The 19,935-nt window shown below is 54.7% G+C and carries 22 protein-coding genes, 1 pseudogene and 1 other annotated feature; of the genes and pseudogenes, 16 read left to right on the top strand and 7 right to left on the bottom strand.

All coding sequences use genetic code 11. The features are described 5' to 3' along the window. The first annotated feature begins 126 nt into the window (after positions 1 to 126). From trpL to yedF, 8 genes are all read left to right on the top strand, one after another. Positions 127 to 171, top strand: a complete 45-nt coding sequence (trpL, locus tag ACNQ0T_RS02005) for a trp operon leader peptide (protein WP_071524153.1) — start codon at positions 127 to 129, stop codon at positions 169 to 171. Further along, positions 148 to 242, top strand: a sequence feature (Trp leader region). It overlaps the preceding gene by 24 nt. 23 nt (positions 243 to 265) lie before the next feature. Next, complete coding sequence (locus tag ACNQ0T_RS02000; RefSeq protein WP_063162977.1) at positions 266 to 1,828, top strand: anthranilate synthase component 1; 1,563 nt, start codon at positions 266 to 268, stop codon at positions 1,826 to 1,828. After that, positions 1,828 to 3,423: a bifunctional anthranilate synthase glutamate amidotransferase component TrpG/anthranilate phosphoribosyltransferase TrpD gene (gene trpD / locus ACNQ0T_RS01995; protein ID WP_022648332.1), complete on the top strand. Its 1,596-nt coding sequence runs from the start codon at positions 1,828 to 1,830 to the stop codon at positions 3,421 to 3,423. Before ACNQ0T_RS02000 ends, trpD begins: the two co-directional genes overlap by 1 nt. Before the next feature lie 3 nt (positions 3,424 to 3,426). Continuing rightward, positions 3,427 to 4,785, top strand: coding sequence for a bifunctional indole-3-glycerol-phosphate synthase TrpC/phosphoribosylanthranilate isomerase TrpF (trpCF, locus tag ACNQ0T_RS01990; RefSeq protein WP_032624116.1), 1,359 nt, complete (start codon positions 3,427 to 3,429; stop codon positions 4,783 to 4,785). 10 nt (positions 4,786 to 4,795) lie between these two features. Continuing rightward, complete coding sequence (gene trpB, locus ACNQ0T_RS01985) at positions 4,796 to 5,989, top strand: tryptophan synthase subunit beta (RefSeq protein WP_022648334.1); 1,194 nt, start codon at positions 4,796 to 4,798, stop codon at positions 5,987 to 5,989. After that, the gene (gene trpA, locus ACNQ0T_RS01980; RefSeq protein ID WP_417929457.1) at positions 5,989 to 6,798 is read left to right on the top strand and encodes a tryptophan synthase subunit alpha; all 810 of its coding nucleotides are present in this window, start codon (positions 5,989 to 5,991) and stop codon (positions 6,796 to 6,798) included. Before trpB ends, trpA begins: the two co-directional genes overlap by 1 nt. Before the next feature lie 174 nt (positions 6,799 to 6,972). After that, on the top strand, positions 6,973 to 8,184 hold the full coding sequence (yedE, locus tag ACNQ0T_RS01975) for a selenium metabolism membrane protein YedE/FdhT (RefSeq protein ID WP_161176966.1): 1,212 nt from the start codon (positions 6,973 to 6,975) through the stop codon (positions 8,182 to 8,184). After that, on the top strand, positions 8,181 to 8,414 hold the full coding sequence (gene yedF, locus ACNQ0T_RS01970; protein WP_161176967.1) for a sulfurtransferase-like selenium metabolism protein YedF: 234 nt from the start codon (positions 8,181 to 8,183) through the stop codon (positions 8,412 to 8,414). The genes yedE and yedF overlap by 4 nt, the downstream gene beginning before the upstream one ends. 286 nt (positions 8,415 to 8,700) lie before the next feature. Here the strand turns inward: yedF and ompW are convergent, their stop codons facing one another. Beyond that, entirely contained in the window at positions 8,701 to 9,333 is a 633-nt protein-coding gene (gene ompW, locus ACNQ0T_RS01965) for an outer membrane protein OmpW (protein ID WP_023300268.1), read from the bottom strand. A gap of 282 nt (positions 9,334 to 9,615) precedes the next feature. Here ompW and ACNQ0T_RS01960 point away from each other — a divergent pair, with 282 nt between their 5' ends. From ACNQ0T_RS01960 to yciA, 5 genes are all read left to right on the top strand, one after another. After that, positions 9,616 to 10,020 (top strand): YkgJ family cysteine cluster protein, encoded by a 405-nt coding sequence (locus tag ACNQ0T_RS01960; RefSeq protein ID WP_017384228.1) that lies wholly within the window; start codon positions 9,616 to 9,618, stop codon positions 10,018 to 10,020. Between the two features lie 25 nt (positions 10,021 to 10,045). Then, positions 10,046 to 10,789, top strand: a complete 744-nt coding sequence (locus tag ACNQ0T_RS01955) for a YciC family protein (protein WP_023300270.1) — start codon at positions 10,046 to 10,048, stop codon at positions 10,787 to 10,789. A 13-nt stretch (positions 10,790 to 10,802) separates the two neighbouring features. Further along, positions 10,803 to 11,342 carry a septation protein A gene (locus ACNQ0T_RS01950; protein ID WP_003856762.1) on the top strand — a complete coding sequence of 180 codons (540 nt, stop codon included), beginning with the start codon at positions 10,803 to 10,805 and terminating at the stop codon, positions 11,340 to 11,342. 180 nt (positions 11,343 to 11,522) lie between these two features. After that, a complete protein-coding gene (locus tag ACNQ0T_RS01945; RefSeq protein WP_155024837.1) occupies positions 11,523 to 13,709 on the top strand; it encodes a TonB-dependent siderophore receptor in 2,187 nt (728 codons plus the stop codon). 97 nt (positions 13,710 to 13,806) lie between these two features. After that, the gene (gene yciA / locus ACNQ0T_RS01940; protein WP_022648341.1) at positions 13,807 to 14,202 is read left to right on the top strand and encodes an acyl-CoA thioester hydrolase YciA; all 396 of its coding nucleotides are present in this window, start codon (positions 13,807 to 13,809) and stop codon (positions 14,200 to 14,202) included. Between the two features lie 38 nt (positions 14,203 to 14,240). On the opposite strand, the gene tonB is transcribed toward yciA, so the two are convergent. After that, complete coding sequence (gene tonB / locus ACNQ0T_RS01935; RefSeq protein ID WP_417929629.1) at positions 14,241 to 14,963, bottom strand: TonB system transport protein TonB; 723 nt, start codon at positions 14,961 to 14,963, stop codon at positions 14,241 to 14,243. Positions 14,964 to 15,184: 221 nt separating this feature from the next. Here tonB and ACNQ0T_RS01930 point away from each other — a divergent pair, with 221 nt between their 5' ends. Then, positions 15,185 to 15,481, top strand: a complete 297-nt coding sequence (locus ACNQ0T_RS01930) for a YciI family protein (protein ID WP_003856755.1) — start codon at positions 15,185 to 15,187, stop codon at positions 15,479 to 15,481. 33 nt (positions 15,482 to 15,514) lie between these two features. On the opposite strand, the gene leuE is transcribed toward ACNQ0T_RS01930, so the two are convergent. From leuE to ACNQ0T_RS01910, 4 genes are all read right to left on the bottom strand, one after another. Then, positions 15,515 to 16,150, bottom strand: a complete 636-nt coding sequence (leuE, locus tag ACNQ0T_RS01925) for a leucine efflux protein LeuE (RefSeq protein ID WP_006810877.1) — start codon at positions 16,148 to 16,150, stop codon at positions 15,515 to 15,517. Between the two features lie 67 nt (positions 16,151 to 16,217). Beyond that, on the bottom strand, positions 16,218 to 16,628 hold the full coding sequence (locus tag ACNQ0T_RS01920; RefSeq protein WP_022648348.1) for an Exc2 family lipoprotein: 411 nt from the start codon (positions 16,626 to 16,628) through the stop codon (positions 16,218 to 16,220). An 11-nt stretch (positions 16,629 to 16,639) separates the two neighbouring features. Then, the gene (locus ACNQ0T_RS01915; RefSeq protein WP_209662595.1) at positions 16,640 to 16,768 is read right to left on the bottom strand and encodes a KPN_01571 family protein; all 129 of its coding nucleotides are present in this window, start codon (positions 16,766 to 16,768) and stop codon (positions 16,640 to 16,642) included. A 118-nt stretch (positions 16,769 to 16,886) separates the two neighbouring features. Further along, the gene (locus ACNQ0T_RS01910) at positions 16,887 to 17,060 is read right to left on the bottom strand and encodes a YciY family protein (RefSeq protein ID WP_017384232.1); all 174 of its coding nucleotides are present in this window, start codon (positions 17,058 to 17,060) and stop codon (positions 16,887 to 16,889) included. A 143-nt stretch (positions 17,061 to 17,203) separates the two neighbouring features. Between ACNQ0T_RS01910 and cls the strand changes: the two genes are divergently transcribed. Together cls and ACNQ0T_RS01900 are read left to right on the top strand one after the other, a co-directional pair. Next, the gene (cls, locus tag ACNQ0T_RS01905) at positions 17,204 to 18,664 is read left to right on the top strand and encodes a cardiolipin synthase (protein WP_022648349.1); all 1,461 of its coding nucleotides are present in this window, start codon (positions 17,204 to 17,206) and stop codon (positions 18,662 to 18,664) included. A gap of 33 nt (positions 18,665 to 18,697) precedes the next feature. Continuing rightward, the gene (locus ACNQ0T_RS01900) at positions 18,698 to 19,027 is read left to right on the top strand and encodes an HI1450 family dsDNA-mimic protein (RefSeq protein WP_006810881.1); all 330 of its coding nucleotides are present in this window, start codon (positions 18,698 to 18,700) and stop codon (positions 19,025 to 19,027) included. A gap of 31 nt (positions 19,028 to 19,058) precedes the next feature. Here the strand turns inward: ACNQ0T_RS01900 and ACNQ0T_RS01895 are convergent. Then, positions 19,059 to 19,927, bottom strand: a pseudogene (locus tag ACNQ0T_RS01895) (ion transporter). Positions 19,928 to 19,935: the final 8 nt, after the last annotated feature.

Here is a 19,935-nt window from a genome sequence, read left to right as displayed (position 1 = left end):
ACAGTCTGGAGACATCCGAAGCACCTATGATACCGACTTACCGCGAAATACTGAAATCAGGGGTTGACAACACGCCATCGAACTAGTTAACTAGTACGCAAGTTCACACGAGAAAGGTATCTGAAAATGACAGCACATTTCGCTCTGCACGGTTGGTGGCGTACTTCCTGATCTTCGGGCAGTGTCACGCGTCTGCGAAAAGCAAACAGATACCCGGCCCGCTCCCAAGCGGGCTTTTTTTTGAACAGAATATGAGAATAACAACATGCAAACAGCCAAACCCCACCTCGAACTGCTGACCTGCGAGGCGGCCTATCGCCATAACCCTACCGCGCTCTTTCATCAGGTGTGCGGTGCACGTCCTGCGACGCTGCTGCTGGAATCTGCTGATATCGACAGCAAGGACGATCTCAAAAGCCTGCTGCTGGTTGACAGCGCGCTGCGCATTACCGCAGCGGGTGACACTGTCACTATTAAGGCGTTATCCGAGAATGGTGCGTCGCTGCTGCCGCTGCTGGATGCGGCTCTGCCTTCAGGCATTGAAAATGAGCGTCATCCGGACCTGCGAATTCTGCATTTCCCGCCGGTAAGCCAGTTGCTGGATGAAGATGCCCGCCTCTGCTCACTCTCCGTTTTCGACGCCTTCCGCCTGCTGCAAAATCTGGTCATTGTGCCGGAAGATGAGCGCGAAGCAATGTTCTTTGGCGGGCTGTTTGCTTACGACCTGGTTGCTGGCTTTGAAGATTTACCGGAAACCGAGCAGGGTAACCGCTGCCCGGACTACTGCTTCTACCTGGCCGAAACCCTGCTGGTGATCGACCATCAGAAAAAATACACCCGCATTCAGGCCAGCCTGTTCACGCCATCTGTGTCTGAGAAAAATCGCCTCGCGCAGCGCATCGGCCAACTGCAACAGCAGATGTCAGAAGCACCGCCCGCGCTCCCGGTGCAGCGTGTTGAAAAGATGACCTGCGAGGTGAGTCAGACCGACGATCAGTACGGCGCGGTGGTGCGTCAGATGCAAAAAGCGATTCGTGCCGGGGAGATTTTCCAGGTGGTGCCGTCCCGTCGCTTTTCACTGCCCTGCCCGTCGCCGCTGGCGGCTTACGATGTGCTGAAAAAGAGCAACCCAAGCCCGTACATGTTCTTTATGCAGGACAATGATTTCACTCTGTTCGGCGCGTCACCGGAAAGCTCCCTCAAGTACGACGCCACCAGCCGCCAGATTGAGATCTACCCGATAGCGGGAACCCGTCCACGCGGCCGTCGTGCCGATGGCTCCCTGGACCGCGATCTCGACAGCCGCATCGAACTGGAAATGCGTACCGACCACAAAGAGCTCTCCGAACACCTGATGCTGGTTGACCTGGCACGTAACGACCTGGCGCGTATTTGTACGCCGGGCAGCCGCTATGTGGCAGACCTGACCAAAGTCGACCGCTACTCCTTCGTCATGCATCTGGTATCCCGCGTGGTGGGTGAGCTGCGCCACGACCTCGACGTCCTGCACGCCTACCGCGCCTGCATGAACATGGGCACGTTGAGCGGCGCGCCGAAAGTCCGCGCCATGCAGCTGATTGCCGAAGCTGAAGGCCGCCGTCGCGGCAGCTACGGTGGCGCGGTGGGCTATTTCACCGCTCACGGTGACCTCGATACCTGCATCGTGATTCGCTCCGCCTACGTTGAGGACGGCATTGCTACCGTCCAGGCCGGGGCCGGGATTGTGCTGGATTCTGTTCCGCAGTCGGAAGCCGACGAAACCCGCAGTAAAGCGCGCGCGGTACTGCGCGCCATTGCTACCGCACACCATGCACAGGAGATTTTCTGATGGCTGACATTCTGCTGCTCGATAATATCGATTCCTTTACCTACAACCTGGCAGATCAGCTGCGTGCGAATGGGCACAACGTCGTTATCTATCGCAACCACGTTCCGGCCCAGACGCTGATTGACCGTCTGGCGACCATGCAAAACCCGGTGCTGATGCTCTCCCCGGGGCCAGGCGCACCGAGCGAAGCGGGCTGTATGCCTGAGCTGTTGACCCGTATGCGCGGCAAGCTGCCGATTATCGGCATCTGCCTCGGCCACCAGGCGATTGTCGAAGCCTACGGTGGTTACGTGGGTCAGGCGGGGGAGATCCTGCATGGTAAAGCGTCAAGCATTGAACATGACGGTCAGGCGATGTTTGCCGGTCTGCCGAACCCGCTTCCGGTAGCGCGTTACCACTCGCTGGTCGGCAGCAATATTCCGGCCGGGCTGACGATTAACGCCTCGTTTGAAGGGATGGTGATGGCGGTGCGTCACGATGCGGATCGCGTCTGCGGGATGCAGTTCCACCCGGAATCTATCCTGACGTCTAACGGCGCGCGCCTGCTGGAGCAAACGCTCAACTGGGCGCTGCAAAAGCTGGAGCAGACCAACACCCTGCAACCGATTCTGGAAAAACTGTATCAGGCCCAGACCCTGAGCCAGCAGGAGAGCCACCAGCTTTTCTCCGCCGTCGTGCGCGGCGAGCTGAAGCCTGAGCAGCTGGCCGCTGCGCTGGTGAGCATGAAAGTGCGCGGCGAAAGCCCGCAGGAGATCGCCGGTGCGGCAACCGCGCTGCTGGAAAATGCCGCCCCGTTCCCGCGCCCGGACTATCCGTTTGCCGATATCGTTGGGACCGGTGGCGACGGCAGCAACAGCATCAATATTTCGACCGCCAGCGCCTTTGTGGCGGCGGCATGCGGACTGAAAGTGGCGAAGCACGGCAACCGCAGCGTGTCCAGCCGTTCCGGATCGTCCGACCTGCTGGCGGCTTTCGGTATCAACCTGGACATGAACGCCGAGCGTTCCCGTGAAGCGCTGGATGACCTGGGCGTCTGTTTCCTGTTTGCGCCGAAGTATCACACCGGTTTCCGCCACGCGATGCCCGTTCGCCAGCAGCTTAAAACCCGGACGCTGTTTAATGTGCTCGGTCCACTCATTAACCCGGCGCACCCGCCGCTGGCGCTGATTGGCGTTTACAGTCCGGAGCTGGTCCTGCCGATTGCGGAGACGCTGCGCGTCCTCGGTTACCAACGCGCCGCCGTGGTACACAGCGGCGGGATGGATGAAGTTTCCCTGCATGCGCCCACGCTGGTGGCCGAACTGAATAACGGCGAAGTGCTGAACTATCAGCTTGAGGCCGCTGATTTCGGGTTGACCCCGTACCATCAGGACGCCCTGGCGGGCGGCACGCCGGAAGAAAACCGTGACATTCTCACGCGCTTATTACAAGGTAAAGGTGAGGCCGCCCATGAGGCCGCCGTGGCGGCCAACGTAGCCATGCTGATGCGTTTACATGGCGAGGAAGATCTGAAAGCCAACGCCCAAAAAGTTCTGGACGTACTGCGCTCCGGTGCAGCTTACGATCGCGTTACCGCACTTGCGGCAAGAGGGTAAATAATGCAGACCGTTTTAGCGAAAATCGTCGCCGATAAGGCCATCTGGGTGGAAGCCCGTAAGCAACAGCAGCCGCTCGCCAGTTTTCAGAATGACGTCGTTCCGAGCAGCCGTCGTTTCTATGATGCCCTCCAGGGCGCGCGTACCGCGTTTATTCTGGAGTGTAAAAAAGCGTCTCCGTCCAAAGGCGTGATCCGTGACGATTTCGACCCGGCGCGTATTGCCGGTATCTACAAGCATCATGCGTCTGCCATTTCTGTGCTGACGGATGAGAAATATTTCCAGGGCAGCTTCGATTTTCTGCCCGTAGTCAGCGGCATCGCGCCGCAGCCGATTCTGTGCAAAGACTTTATTATCGACCCGTATCAGATCTGGCTGGCGCGCTTTTACCAGGCCGATGCCTGCCTGCTGATGCTCTCCGTGCTGGATGACGAACAGTATCGCCAGCTCTCCGCCGTCGCGCACAGCCTGAATATGGGCGTGCTTACCGAAGTGAGCAACGAAGAGGAGCTGGAGCGCGCCATCGCGCTGGAAGCCAAAGTGGTCGGCATTAACAACCGCGACCTGCGCGACCTGTCGATTGACCTCAACCGTACGCGCCAGCTTGCGCCGCGTCTGGGTGCGGGCGTCACGGTGATCAGCGAATCCGGAATCAACAGCTACGCTCAGGTGCGCGAACTCAGCCACTTTGCCAACGGTTTCCTGATCGGTTCCGCGATGATGGAACACGACGATCTTAATGCGGCCGTGCGCCGTGTGCTGCTGGGTGAGAACAAAGTTTGCGGCCTGACCCGTGAACAGGATGCGCAGGCGGCGTATGAGGCGGGCGCAATCTATGGTGGTCTGATCTTTGTTGAGTCCTCTCCTCGCGCCGTTAATGAAGAACAGGCGCGCAAGGTGATTGCGGCTGCGCCACTGAGCTACGTGGGCGTGTTCCGCAATGCGGATATTAACGACGTTGCGGCGAAAGCGGACGCGTTATCCCTGAGCGCGGTTCAGCTACATGGCGATGAAGATCAGACATACATCGATGCTCTGCGACATGTTCTGGCACCTCAGGTTCAGATCTGGAAAGCGCAAAGCGTTGGCGCCATCCTGCCCGCGCGTAACCTTACGCATGTTGATAAATACGTGCTCGACAACGGCCAGGGCGGCACGGGGCAGCGTTTCGACTGGTCACTGCTGCGTGGCGAAGTGCTGGACAATGTCCTGCTGGCGGGGGGATTAAGCCCCGATAACTGTGTGGAAGCAGCCAAAACCGGCTGCGCCGGCCTCGATTTCAATTCAGGCGTAGAGTCCCAACCGGGCATAAAAGACGCCAGCAAGCTGGCATCGGTATTTAAAACTCTACGTGCATATTAAGGAAGAGAAGATGACGACATTACTTAACCCGTATTTTGGTGAGTTTGGTGGGATGTACGTCCCACAAATCCTGATGCCCGCGCTGCGCCAGCTGGAAGAAGCGTTCGTGAGCGCGCAGAAAGATCCGGCGTTTCAGGCGGAGTTTACTGACCTGCTGAAAAACTACGCCGGTCGTCCGACGGCACTGACCAAATGCCGCAACCTGACCGAAGGCACCAGAACCACGCTCTACCTTAAACGTGAAGATCTGCTGCACGGCGGCGCGCATAAAACTAATCAGGTGCTTGGCCAGGCTCTGCTCGCCAAACGTATGGGTAAAACCGAAATTATCGCCGAAACCGGCGCGGGCCAGCACGGCGTGGCCTCTGCCCTCGCCAGCGCCCTGCTCGGCCTGAAGTGCCGCATCTATATGGGGGCGAAAGACGTTGAACGCCAGTCGCCTAACGTGTTCCGTATGCGTCTGATGGGGGCGGAAGTGATCCCTGTGCACAGCGGTTCTGCCACGCTGAAAGATGCCTGTAATGAAGCGCTGCGCGACTGGTCTGGCAGCTACGAAACCGCCCACTATATGCTCGGTACCGCGGCAGGCCCACACCCGTTCCCGACCATCGTGCGTGAATTCCAGCGCATGATCGGTGAAGAGACTAAAGCGCAGATCCTCGAAAAAGAGGGTCGCCTGCCGGATGCGGTGATCGCCTGCGTTGGCGGCGGATCTAACGCCATCGGCATGTTTGCCGATTTTATCGACGAAACCAGCGTTGGGCTGATTGGCGTTGAGCCTGCCGGCCACGGCATTGAAACGGGTGAGCACGGTGCGCCGCTGAAGCATGGCCGCGTGGGGATCTATTTCGGCATGAAGGCCCCGATGATGCAGACCGATGAAGGGCAGATTGAGGAGTCTTACTCAATTTCAGCCGGGCTGGATTTCCCGTCCGTAGGGCCGCAGCACGCGTTCCTCAACAGCACCGGCCGCGCGGATTATGTCTCCATCACTGATGACGAAGCGCTGGAGGCCTTCAAAACGCTGTGCCGCAATGAAGGGATCATCCCGGCGCTGGAGTCTTCCCACGCGCTGGCACACGCGCTGAAAATGATGAAGGAAAACCCGGAAAAAGAGCAGCTGCTGGTGGTAAACCTTTCCGGTCGCGGTGACAAAGATATTTTCACCGTTCACGATATTCTGAAAGCACGAGGGGAAATCTGATGGAACGCTACGACAACGCATTTTCACAACTGAAAGCCCGCCAGGAAGGCGCTTTCGTTCCCTTCGTGACGCTGGGCGCCCCCGGTCCGGAGCTGTCGCTGAAGATTATCGATACCCTGATTGACGCCGGTGCCGACGCGCTGGAGTTGGGGATTCCGTTCTCCGATCCGCTGGCGGATGGCCCGACAATCCAGAATGCGACGCTTCGCGCGTTTGCTGCGGGCGTGACGCCGGGCCAGTGCTTCGAAATGCTGGCGGCGATCCGCCAGAAGCACCCGACCATTCCGATCGGCCTGCTGATGTACGCCAACCTGGTGTTCAGCCGCGGTATTGATGCGTTTTACGCAGAGTGCGCCCGCGTGGGCGTTGACTCCGTGCTGGTGGCTGACGTGCCCGTTGAAGAGTCTGCGCCGTTCCGTCAGGCGGCGATGCGCCACAACGTCGCGCCGATTTTCATCTGTCCACCGAATGCTGATGACGATCTGTTGCGCCAGATTGCCTCTTACGGACGGGGTTACACTTACCTGCTCTCCCGTGCGGGCGTCACCGGTGCGGAAAACAAAGCCGCGCTTCCGCTGCATCATCTGGTGGAGAAGCTGGCAGAATACCATGCTGCACCGCCGCTTCAGGGCTTTGGGATTTCCTCTCCGGATCAGGTTACTGCGGCGATTGACGCGAAAGCCGCCGGGGCCATTTCCGGTTCGGCTATCGTGAAAATCATCGAGAAGAATGTGGATAAGCCAGAGCAGATGCTGGCTGAGTTACACGCATTCGTCACATCCATGAAAGCGGCCACACACAAGGCGTAACCGTTAACACCGTCTGGCCCCGGCGTCAGGCGGTTTTCCCTTATCTCTTCCTGAAAGAAGCAGGTCAAAATTGATCCTGTCGATATTTTCGGTGTGAATGACTTTTCAAACTTTCGCGTAAGCGTATGATCTGGGCTCTTTTTAGCGTTACCCTTCTGAGTTCAGAGGTTATTCATGTCCTGGCATTCCTTCAAACAGACTTACCTGGTTAAGTTCTGGTCACCTGTTCCGGCCGTTATCGCGGCAGGCATTCTCTCTACCTATTATTTCGGTATTACCGGCACCTTCTGGGCTGTTACGGGCGAGTTTACCCGCTGGGGTGGGCAGCTATTACAGCTGGCAGGCGTTCATGCCGAAGAGTGGGGTTACTTCAAACTGATCCATCTTGAGGGCTCACCGCTGACCCGCATCGACGGAATGATGATCATTGGCATGTTTGGCGGATGTTTTGCGGCCGCGCTGTGGGCCAACAACGTTAAGTTGCGCATGCCGAAAAGCCGCATCCGCATTATGCAGGCCGTGGTCGGCGGTATCATTGCCGGGTTTGGCGCCCGCCTGGCGATGGGCTGTAATCTGGCCGCGTTCTTTACCGGTATTCCGCAGTTCTCGCTGCATGCCTGGTTCTTTGCCGTCGCCACCGCCATAGGCTCATATTTCGGTGCAAAGTTCACCCTGCTGCCACTGTTCCGCATTCCGGTGAAAATGACGAAAGTTAGCGCTGCATCTCCGTTAACGCAAAAAACCGATCAGGCGCGTCGTCGCTTCCGCCTCGGTATGCTGGTCTTTTTTGCTATGGTTGCCTGGGCGATTTGCACGGCGATGAATCAGCCCAAACTCGGTCTGGCCATGCTGTTCGGCGTCGGCTTTGGTCTGCTGATTGAACGCGCGCAGATCTGCTTTACCTCCGCGTTTCGCGATATGTGGATCACCGGACGTACCATGATGGCGAAAGCCATTATTGCCGGGATGGCCGTGAGCGCGATCGGGATCTTTAGCTATGTTCAGCTCGGCGTTGAGCCGAAAATCATGTGGGCCGGTCCTAATGCGGTCATTGGCGGGCTGCTGTTTGGTTTTGGCATCGTACTGGCGGGCGGGTGCGAAACTGGCTGGATGTATCGCGCCGTGGAAGGCCAGGTGCATTACTGGTGGGTTGGTCTGGGTAACGTGATTGGCTCAACCCTCCTGGCGTACTACTGGGATGACGTCTCTCCAGTACTGGCAACCAACTGGGACAGGGTCAATTTGCTGAATACCTTTGGTCCACTCGGGGGGCTCATGGTGACCTACGCCCTGCTGCTTATCGCCTTCTTACTGGTTATTGCGCAAGAAAAGCGCTTCTTCCGGCGTGCCACCGTCAAAACTGAAACTCAGGAGAATGCCGCATGAAAGAGATCGTGCCTGATTATCGTCTCGATATGGTGGGTGAACCCTGCCCTTACCCGGCCGTTGCCACGCTTGAGGCGTTACCGCAGCTTAAGAAAGGTGAAATTCTGGAAGTGGTGAGCGATTGCCCCCAGTCGATCAATAACATTCCGCTTGATGCCAAAAATCACGGCTATATCGTGCTGGATATCCAGCAGGACGGACCAACGATTCGTTATTTAATTCAGAAGTGATTTCACGATCGAAAAAGGCCTCTCAGAGGCCTTATCTAGTTTACTGGCTTTGGCCACCGTCGTCGTCTGAGTTTCGGCAGGCATGAATGAGTGGTGAGACGTGTTCCGCAAACGGAACAGATAGCACCGTGAGGTAGGCTATGTGCTGGGCTGAACGTCGTGAACTGAAACTGTTTACCTGCACAAACCGGACACTCAAATTTGATGTTGGGGATATCCCCTCCAGCCAGGTATGTGGAACAACCACCATACAGCAATCCCCGGCTGACCGGGGATATATCTTCTGTCAGAAACGATAACCCGCTGAGAACATAAATACCCACGGATCCAGACGGGTACTGATACTCTGCTGCTCACCGCTAGCTTTAAAGCGCACGTCTGTATCAATGTCCATATACCAGACCGAGGCGTTGATCAGCCAGTCACGGTTAATCAGATAATCCAGACCAACCTGCCCCGCCATGCCCCATGAGTCTTTCAGGCTGAGATCGGATAGCCCAGCCTCTTTACCGGTATCGTTAAATTTCTCATCAAAGAAGGTGGTGTAGTTAACGCCTGCACCAATATAAGGGCGTAACTTGCTGCTGGAATCGCCGAAGTACCACTGCGCCATCAGGGTTGGTGGTAAATGGTGCACCGTAGCAATGTCCCCGGTCGGCCCTAAACCGACGCGGTGACGGAATGGCGTGGCGGCCAGAAGCTCAACGCCAATGTTATCCGTAGCCATATACGTGAATGTCAGGCCTAACTGGGTGTTATTGCTAACGTTAAACCCGCCCATACCCAGTACATTGTCGGAACCTTCCGTTGGACGCACCGTTGCCGAACCGGCACGAATAAAGAATTCACCTGCTTCATGCGCGTACGCGCCGCCAGAGAGACTGCTTAAGATAAGGGCTGCCACCGCTAATTTTTTCATATCCGCTCCATCGTTGTGGTTTTAATTGCGGAGGAGAATATACTCACAAATGAGTAATAAGTGATCTAACACAGATCACATTAAAACCAGTAAGTTAACATTCATTGATCTAGGTTAATTTTTGGTGACGCCTCATAAAGCAATAAGTTGTTGCCGCGTCAATTTTTGGCATTTCATAGTTACAAAATTTTCTGTTTTTCCTCTCTTGCGCTTCCTGTAGCGGCTGGATAATTTATCGCTCTCACAGTCTGATTTGATGCGTTCTACTTTTGCAGGTGTGCCATGAGTGATCATAACCCGTGCATGACGTGCGGAGCCTGTTGTGCGTATTTTCGAGTCTCTTTCTACTGGGCTGAAGCCAGCGATGGCGGCGGCACCGTTCCGGTTGATCTCACTGAACCCTTGACCCCTTTCCTGCGTTGCATGCGCGGCACCAACCAAAAACAGAGCCGCTGTGTGGCACTGCAAGGTGAACCTGGGGTATCCACCCGCTGTTCCATTTACGCGGATCGCCCCAGCCCGTGCCGCACTTTCGCGATGTCGGGAGAGGATGGACAGGTCAATGAGGCATGCAATCGCGCCCGCGCCCGCTATGGATTACCGCCGCTTTACAAAGATATGCTTTTCCATACAAGCCTTGATGCTGCCACCAGCGTGTTATCCGGTGTACAATTGCCGGCTAATTAACACCTGCAATACTCAAGGAGAGTGCATGTCTATCACGGCGAAGTCTGTCTACCGTGACACGGGAAATTTTTTCCGCAATCAGTTCGTTACTTTTTTACTGATCGCGTTGTTGTGCGCCTTTATTACGGTGGTGCTGGGTCATGCGTTCTCACCCAGTGATGAACAGATTGCCTCGCTGAGCCAGGGGGATCATCTTGCAGGCAGCGCAGGGTTATTTGACCTTGTGCAGAATATGACGCCAGAGCAACAGCAAATCTTGCTGCGTGCATCTGCGGCATCTACCTTCTCGGGGCTGATCGGCAACGCCATTCTGGCGGGTGGCGTGTTGCTGATGATCCAGCTGGTGTCTGCCGGCCAACGCGTCAGCGCGTTACGTGCCATCGGGGCCAGTGCTCCGGTGCTGCCGAAACTGTTTATCCTCATCTTCCTGACCACGCTGCTGGTCCAGATGGGGATAATGTTGGTTGTCGTTCCGGGCGTGCTGCTGGCTATCGTGCTTTCATTTGCGCCAGTAATGGTTGTGCAGGACAAAATGGGTATTTTCACCGCCATGCGCAGCAGCATAAGGCTCGCGTGGGCGAATATGCGTCTGGTCGCCCCGGCCGTTATCAGCTGGTTGCTGGCCAAGACTCTACTGTTGCTGTTTGCGCCGAATTTTGCGGTATTAACGCCAAACGTCGGCGCGGTTGTCGCCAATACGCTGAGCAATCTGATTTCAGCTGTACTGCTGGTCTATTTGTTCCGCCTGTACATGTTAATTCGTCAGTAACCGGGATCGCAGAATGAAGCAGTTTCTTGATTTTTTACCGCTGATCGTATTTTTCGCTTTTTATAAGCTGTACGACATCTATGCCGGCACGCTGGCGCTGATTGTGGCAACGGCTGTGGTGCTGATTTACAGCTGGGTTCGCTATCGCAAAGTTGAAAAGATGGCGCTCATCACTTTCCTGATGGTGGCGGTGTTTGGTGGTCTGACGTTGTTCTTCCACAATGATGAATTTATCAAATGGAAGGTCACAGTGATTTACGGCCTGTTTGCGGGCGCGCTGCTCATCAGCCAGTGGGTGATGAAGAAGCCGCTGATCCAGCGCATGCTGGGGAAAGAACTGACGCTGCCGCAGGCTGTGTGGGGGCGTCTGAATATCGCCTGGGCGCTATTTTTTATTCTGTGTGGTCTGGCGAATATCTATATCGCATTCTGGCTGCCGCAGAATATCTGGGTCAACTTCAAGGTGTTTGGCCTGACGGCGCTGACCCTTATCTTCACCCTGCTCAGCGGCGTTTATATTTATCGCCACATGCCGCAGGATGACAAGCACTGATCCTTCTGGCCAGATCGTCACGCGGTCTGGCCTCTTTTCCCGCCTTCTCTTTTCTCCACAATCTTCCTGCGAAAATGTCTGAATCATGAAGATTTTATGGAGATTGCTGTCGCTTTATTGTAATGAGAATCACTATCATTAATATTCTTCATCGCATTTTTAACAAATGGAAATGAGTTGATGAATAACATAATAAGATTTGCCCCGGCTACACTTACACTCGCCATTTTTTCAACGCTATACCAAAGCGCGCACGCAGCGGAAGATCCTCTCGCCGATGGTGAAACAATGGTCGTTCAGGCAACCGCTGAAGAGGCCCTAAAGCAACAGCCGGGGGTTTCCATCATCACGGCAAAGGACATAGAAAAGGATCCACCGGTTAACGATCTTTCGGAAATTATTCGCAAAATGCCCGGGGTTAACCTCACCGGAAACAGCGCGACAGGCAGTCGTGGTAACAACCGTCAGATCGACATCCGCGGTATGGGGCCAGAGAACACGCTGATTCTGATTGACGGTGTGCCGGTGACGTCACGTAACTCGGTGCGCTACAGCTGGCGCGGGGAGCGCGACACCCGCGGGGACACCAACTGGGTTCCGCCAGAGATGGTTGAGCGTATTGAAGTGCTCCGGGGACCAGCTGCCGCCCGCTATGGTTCGGGGGCTGCCGGCGGCGTCGTCAACATCATTACCAAACGCCCGTCCAACGACTGGCACGGCTCCCTCTCCCTGTACACTAACCAGCCTGAAAATGATAAAGAGGGGGCGACGAAACGCGCTAATTTTGATCTGAGCGGCCCCCTCGCGGGCGATGCGTTAACGATGCGCCTGTACGGGAATATCAACAAAACCGACGCAGATGCTCAGGACATCAACACCGCGCAAAACGGCTCTTACGCCGCCGGGCGAGAGGGCGTACGTAACAAGGACATTAATGCCCTGCTCTCCTGGAAACTCACGCCACAGCAGATTATCGATTTCGACTACAGCTACAGCCGCCAAGGCAATATCTACGCGGGTGATACTCAATACAGCAACAGCAACGTCAGCCCTGACGGTCTGGTGTCGTCCCTGTATGGACACGAAACCAACCGAATGTACCGCCAGTCTTATGGCATTACGCACAACGGCATCTGGGACTGGGGTCAGTCAAAGTTCGGGGTTTATTATGAAAAGACCAACAACACCCGACTGGAAGAAGGCTCTACGGGCAAAGTTGAAGGGATGATCAATAGCGATAAATACGATACCAGCCGGCTGGAGTCATACCGTTCAACGGGTGAACTGAACATTCCTTTCTTCTGGCTGGTCGAACAGACGCTAACCGTGGGTGCAGAATGGAACCGTGATGAACTGAACGATCCGGCCTCAATGCAGTCGACAAATGTGTCGGGAGAAGTGATTAACGGCGTTCCCGGCACGGCTTCTGAGCGCAACAGCAAAAACAGCGCTGACCTCACCGGCATCTATCTTGAGGACAATATTGAAGCGCGTCAGGGCACCAACCTGATCCCAGGGCTCCGCTTTGATTATCACAATCAATTTGGCAGCAACTGGAGTCCGAGCCTGAACCTCTCTCAGGATTTGGGTGACATGTTCAAGGTTAAAGCGGGTATCGCTCGGGTATTTAAAGCGCCAAACTTGTATCAATCCAGCGAAGGCTATCTGCTTTCCACCCGCGGCAATGGCTGCCCGAATAACGTTTCCGAAGGAAGCTGTTATCTGTTAGGTAACCCGGATCTAGATCCGGAAATCAGCGTGAACAAAGAGATCGGCCTGGCCTTTGCCCTGGAAGGCTACGAGGCTGGAATTACCTGGTTCCGCAATGATTACAAAAACAAGATCGTTTCAGGAACGGACGTGCTGGGGCAGACAAGCAGCGACGCAAATATCCTGCAATGGGAGAACGGCGGTAAGGCCGTTGTTGAAGGGCTGGAAGGCAACCTCACCGTCCCTGTTATTCGCGACACGCTAACCTGGCGTACTAATGCGACGTATATGATTCAGTCTGAAAGTAAAGACACCGGTAATCCGCTGTCGATTATCCCCAAATATACCGTCAACACCATGCTGGACTGGGAGGTTAACAGCAAGCTTTCAGCCAACGTAAGCTGGACGATGTACGGCCGCCAGAAGCCCAGAGAAAACGCTGAAATCCGCAAAGAGGAAAATGCGATGTCCAACAGAGAGATCGGCGCGTATTCCATCGTGGGTATCGGCAGTAACTATCAGCTGACCAAAAACCTGCGCCTGAATGCCGGCATCAGCAACCTCTTTGACAAGCAGATTTACCGTGAAAATGACGGTGCATCTACCTATAACGAACCGGGCCGCGCCTATTACGCTGGCGTAACCATGTCCTTCTGACCTTCATGCGCCCGCGCTGCGGGCGCTAACCCTATTCTCTCCAGCCAGAAATCATAGTAGCATCCCGCCTGAAGTCTTCAGTTACGAGTTTAAAACAATGACAACAAATGACGCCCCACAGGGCGAACTGGTTTTACGCACACTGGCAATGCCTGCGGATACGAATGCCAATGGCGATATTTTTGGCGGCTGGTTAATGTCGCAGATGGATATGGGCGGTGCAATCCTGGCAAAAGAGATTGCACACGGGCGCGTGGTAACCGTCCGGGTCGATGGCATGACCTTCCTGCGCCCTGTCGCGGTGGGGGACGTGGTGTGCTGTTACGCACGCTGCGTAAAACGCGGCAATACGTCTATCTCCATTAACATTGAAGTATGGGTGAAAAAAGTCTCTTCTGAACCGATTGGTCAGCGCTATAAGGCGACGGAGGCCCTGTTCATCTACGTGGCAGTGGATAGCGACGGTAAGCCCCGCCAGCTCCCACGCAGCTGATCCTCAGGTAAAAAAAAGCCTCCTTGCGGAGGCTTCTTTTATTCCATCTGTGCCCCGCCGTTCAGGCGGAAGACAATATTTACAATCAACCCATTGCCGGGTTTACCGGCTTCATAGCGCCACCTGCGCATGGCCGATTTAACTTCGCGTTCAAACATATTCGCCGGCTGTGCGGACAGGATTTCCACGTTATCCACACGTCCATCAGCCGTAACGTCGAATTTCACCCGTACACGCCCTTCAATACGTAACGCCTGAGCACGTGCCGGATACTGCGGCTGGTTACGGCTCAGCGCGCGCGGGCCCGCTGGCGCCGTTACCGTCGGTTTTGTCGCGGTCGTGGTGTTACTCATCAGCGGACGTGACGGGGCGGCATTTTCAACCGGCTGCGTGGTGCGTGGCTCAACCGGACGCACTTCGCGTTTCGGACGCTCTTGCACCTTTTTGACCGGCTTGGGTTTTGGCTTCGGCTTAGGTTTCGGCTCTGGCTTATGGATCACCACCGGCGCTTCTTTTGGCGGTTCAGGAATCGGCTCGGGTTCCGGCTCGGGTTCAACAACGGGCTGTGGCGGCGGCGGCGCAACCTGCGGCGGTTCAAGATCCGCGGGCGATACCATGGTCACAGAAATTGGCTGCGCTGGCGCTGGCATTTCAATAACCTGATGAACCGAGGTATAGAGCAGACCCGCCACGACAGCACCGTGAATAACGACGGAAAGCAGCGTCGGCCATGGAAAGCGGCGAGGTAAATCAAGGGTCATCGAAGTCATAATCATCAACGTTAAAAAACCGAACCTCGATTTTAAATGCAAATAGCAATCATATTCAATAAGACACTTTGTCCTGGCGCAATTTAAGCGTATAAGAGGGCAAAAAAGGGGCATCCAGATCAGGGTTTTAACATTGTTATTATCTTTACATTGCAGTCATTTGTGCTTTCACATAACGTAAATGTCACTTTTACCGGTTAAGGAGCTTTGCCGTGCTTTATGTGATTTACGCTGAAGATGTACCTGATTCTCTGGAAAAACGTCTTTCCGTTCGCCCTGCCCATCTGGCGCGTTTACAGCTGCTACAGGATGAAGGTCGGTTGCTGACCGCAGGCCCGATGCCTGCCGTTGACAGCAACGATCCGGGCGCGGCGGGTTTTACCGGCTCCACGGTGATTGCCGAGTTTGAATCTCTGGAAGCCGCGCAGGCCTGGGCAGAAGCAGACCCGTACGTCGCAGCCGGCGTGTACGAGAAAGTCACGGTTCGCCCGTATAAAAAAGTGTTCTGAAATGAAAGGCTCCCTCGGGAGCCTTTTCTTCATTCAGTGCAGCGACGCCAGCCTCGCCGCAAATCCAACAAACAGCAGGCCTATCAACCCATTCCCCAGCTTCGCCAGTTTCTTTTTGGTTTTCAGGTAACGCGTGACAAACGCGCCTGAGAAAATGAGGAAGCTCATGTACATGAAGCTGATTAGCTCAAGCGTTGTGGCGAGGATCAGGAACGACGTGCCGGTATTCTTCGCATTGACATCAATGAACTGCACGAAGAACGATACGTAAAAGAGAATCGCTTTCGGGTTCGTCAGGCTCAGCACCAGCGAACGCTTAAGGATCGCGCTTGCCGGTTCGGCGCTACTTTCGTGCGCATTTTTTTGACGTGTCATAACGGACCAGAGCATTTTTCCGCCGAGCCACAGCAGATAAAACGCCCCAAGATAGCGGACAATATTAAATAATACCGGAGTGGTCTGGATCAACGCGGCGACGCCCGCCCAGGCCAGAAACATCAGCACGGCATCACCAATAAACACACCGGTGGCTGCCAGATAGCCTTTCTTAACGCCGTGGCCAATCCCTGTTTTCAGCACAAACAAGGTGTTCGGTCCTGGAACCAGCACGATAAAAAATGCGCCGACAACATAGGTCCAGAAATTCAGTACACCAAACTCCGCAAACACGTCTCACTCCTTTTGCTCAAAAACAGCGGGGATACCGGTAATAACGGTATCCCCTGAATCAGTTGCGCTATTGTACGCCGTTATAGCCATCAAGATAAGTCGCGGCCAGTTCGTTACCAAATAATATGGCGTCTTTACTGTCCATGTCCGAAGACCATTTATCCTTCGCGTTGCCTGCGTACAATTCCTGCGACTTCGCATTTTCTTTCAGTTGATCGCGAATGCTTTGCGCGTATTCACTGGCTTCAGCCTGAGTCCGCCCTTCCGCACGGTCAGCTTTGCCCCGGGCATAAAGCTCGCGGAACTGCGCTACGTTCAGGTGATAATTTTTCTGCACGCTGGAGGTGTAATTGCCGCCAGTAAAGCTGGACTGATGCGACACGAAATAAAACGCGTGCCGTTCGGGTGAGGTTTTGCTACTGGCACAACCGCTTAATACTGCAATCCCGAAGAGTGCTGCCATCACTTTTACGTTCATCCTTTTTTCCTTTAATAAAGCCAATGTATTCCCCACGCAAAAACATAATCTGCCAATGAGGAAAATGACGAAAGTCCTAAACCTTCCCTGAGCGCATCCAGCGCCAAAAGTGCAATAAAAATCCAGAGATAAGGATTCATCTTTTAATATCATGACGTTATGGGGACGTAGTATATCGTGGAAAGCAGACGGGAGGAGACTGCAAAGATTGATAGTCTGGATGTTTAATGGGCACCTTTACGGTGCCCCTCATGCTTTTCAGATATCCTGGACCGCGAACAGCAGCGCGTTACGGTGTCTGTTCAGGCCACATTTTCTGATGGCGTGGATACGCATATTGCGGCGGGATTGTGCTTCCAGCCAACGAGCCTTACGACGACTCACCTGTCGCAACATGCGCCAGCGCCCTACTTCAGTTCTACTGCGCTTCATGTCTACAACTCTTTCTCTAACAGAGATGCCATTATATGCCTAAGCAGGCGGCAAACCAGCGCTTTTATCTGCCGTTTTTATTTGCCAGATGAATCCTGATGCGTAAACTCATAACAATACGCTTTCAAAAGGATTTTTTATTTATGACAACCTTCTACACCGTGGTGAGTTGGCTGGTCATTTTAGGATACTGGCTGTTAATTGCCGGGGTGACGTTGCGCATTCTGATGAAACGCAGAGCGGTACCTTCCGCCATGGCCTGGCTTCTGATTATCTACATTCTGCCGCTGGTGGGCATCATCGCCTATCTCTCTTTCGGTGAACTTCATCTGGGTAAACGCCGGGCCGAACGCGCCCGTGCCATGTGGCCCTCCACGGCAAAATGGCTTGCCGACCTTAAAGCCTGCAAGCATATATTCGCCGAAGAGAACAGCAGCGTGGCCGCATCTTTGTTCAAGCTGTGCGAACGCCGCCAGGGCATTGCTGGGGTAAAAGGCAATCAGCTGCAACTGATGACCTCTTCCGATGACGTGATGCAGGCGCTGATCCGTGATATCCAGCTCGCCCGGCATAATATCGAGATGGTGTTTTATATCTGGCAGCCGGGCGGCATGGCGGACCAGGTCGCCGAATCGCTGATGGCCGCTGCACGTCGCGGTATCCACTGCCGCCTGATGCTGGACTCCGCCGGCAGCGTGGCCTTTTTCCGTAGCCCGTGGGCAGGCATGATGCGCAACGCCGGTATCGAGGTGGTCGAGGCGCTGAAAGTGAATCTTATGCGCGTCTTTCTGCGCCGCATGGATCTTCGTCAGCACCGGAAAATGGTCCTGATCGATAACTATATCGCCTACACCGGCAGCATGAACATGGTCGACCCCCGCTTCTTTAAACAGGATTCCGGCGTGGGGCAATGGATCGATTTGATGGCTCGCATGGAAGGCCCGGTGGCAACCTCTATGGGCATCGTCTATTCGTGCGACTGGGAAATTGAAACCGGTAAACGCATTCTTCCCCCGCCGCCGGATGGCAATATCATGCCGTTTGAGGAAGCCAGCGGGCACACTATCCACACTATCGCCTCCGGTCCTGGCTTCCCGGAAGATCTGATCCATCAGGCACTGCTTACCGCCGCGTACTCAGCGCGGGAATATCTGATCATGACCACGCCCTATTTCGTCCCCAGCGACGACCTTCTGCACGCCATCTGTACAGCGGCACAGCGCGGAGTGGATGTGAGCATTATTATGCCGCGCAAGAACGATTCGCTGCTGGTCGGGTGGGCAAGTCGCGCGTTCTTTAGTGAGCTGCTGGCCGCGGGCGTTAAAATCTATCAATTCGAAGGCGGTCTGTTACACACCAAGAGCGTGCTGGTAGACGGAGAGCTGAGCCTGGTGGGTACCGTCAACCTCGATATGCGCAGTCTGTGGCTGAATTTTGAAATAACGCTGGTCATTGATGACGCCGGTTTCGGCGGCGATCTGGCGGCGGTTCAGGATGATTATATCTCCCGCTCACGCCTGCTGGACGCCAGACTGTGGGCGAAACGTCCGCTGTGGCAGCGAATTGCCGAACGACTGTTTTACTTCTTTAGTCCGTTGCTGTAAAACGTGCCCAACGATGTTTAACAGGTAGTCATCATGGAAATGGATCTGAACAATCGCCTGACCGAAGACGAAACGCTCGAACAGGCCTACGATATTTTTCTCGAGCTGGCGGTCGATAATCTCGACCCTGCTGACGTCATTCTTTTCAACCTGCAATTTGAAGAGCGTGGCGGTGCTGAGCTGTTCGATCCGTCTGAAGACTGGGCCGAACACGTCGATTTTGATCTCAACCCGGACTTCTTCGCTGAGGTGGTAATTGGCCTGGCAGATGAAGACGGCGGAGAAATTAACGACATCTTTGCCCGCGTCCTGCTGTGCCGCGAGAAAGACCATAAGCTGTGCCATATTCTCTGGCGCGAATAATAAAAAAGGCTGCCCGCGCAGCCTTTTTTATTTAATCCGGCAAGGCATTTCCACAGCGGTGACAAAACCGCGCCCCGGGTTCATGATTTCCCTGCTGACAATTCGGACATTTGCGTTGCTGCTTGCTGTTCTGGAAGGCGCTGCTCATATGGGTGGTAATTAGCCCCGTCGGTATCGCTATTACCGAATAACCGATCAGAATAAGAATCGATGCCACAATACGTCCGAGCGGCGTATGCGGTGTAATATCGCCATAGCCCACGGTGGTCACCGTCACGATAGCCCAGTAAACCGACGCATTAAGCGTGGTAAACCCGTATTTTGGCCCTTCGATTAAATACATCAGGGAGCCAAAAACGATCATCACGATAGCAATAAACGAATAGAAGAGAATAAGCTGGTGGCGGGCGCTGACAATGGCGACCCAAAAAACCCTCAGCGACGGCATAAAGCGCAGCAGCTTCAGAATTCGTAACACACGAATCGCCCGCATTGCGCGCCAGGCAAACACATAATTCAGGCTGATCTCAGGCCACAGCCACATGACATACAGCGGCAGGATAGTGGCTAAATCAATAAATCCCCAGAAGCTGAAAACGTATTTCGCCGGATTTGGCCAGCTAATGACCCTCAGCACATACTCTGCGGTAAACACCAGCGTGACGATCAATTCCAGCCAGACAAAAACGTGCCACTCCTCATACGTCATGTGGTACTGCGTTCCGGCACCGGATTCGATAAAGATAATAATGACGCTAATCAGCGCAAATAAGCCACACAGACCCTCGAAACGGCGACCGGAAACCGTTTCTGGATCAAATAAAAGGTGATAAAGCCGCTGACGGGCCGACGTGAATAATCGCGACACATTAACCTCTAAAAAATAAGGGCTGACATCATGTCAGCCC

The organism is Enterobacter cloacae complex sp.6700776 (assembly GCF_048284255.1).
Taxonomy (GTDB): domain Bacteria; phylum Pseudomonadota; class Gammaproteobacteria; order Enterobacterales; family Enterobacteriaceae; genus Enterobacter; species Enterobacter intestinihominis.
The sequence above is the reverse complement of the archived record's forward strand: the minus strand, read 5'-3'. Positions and strand labels throughout refer to the sequence as shown.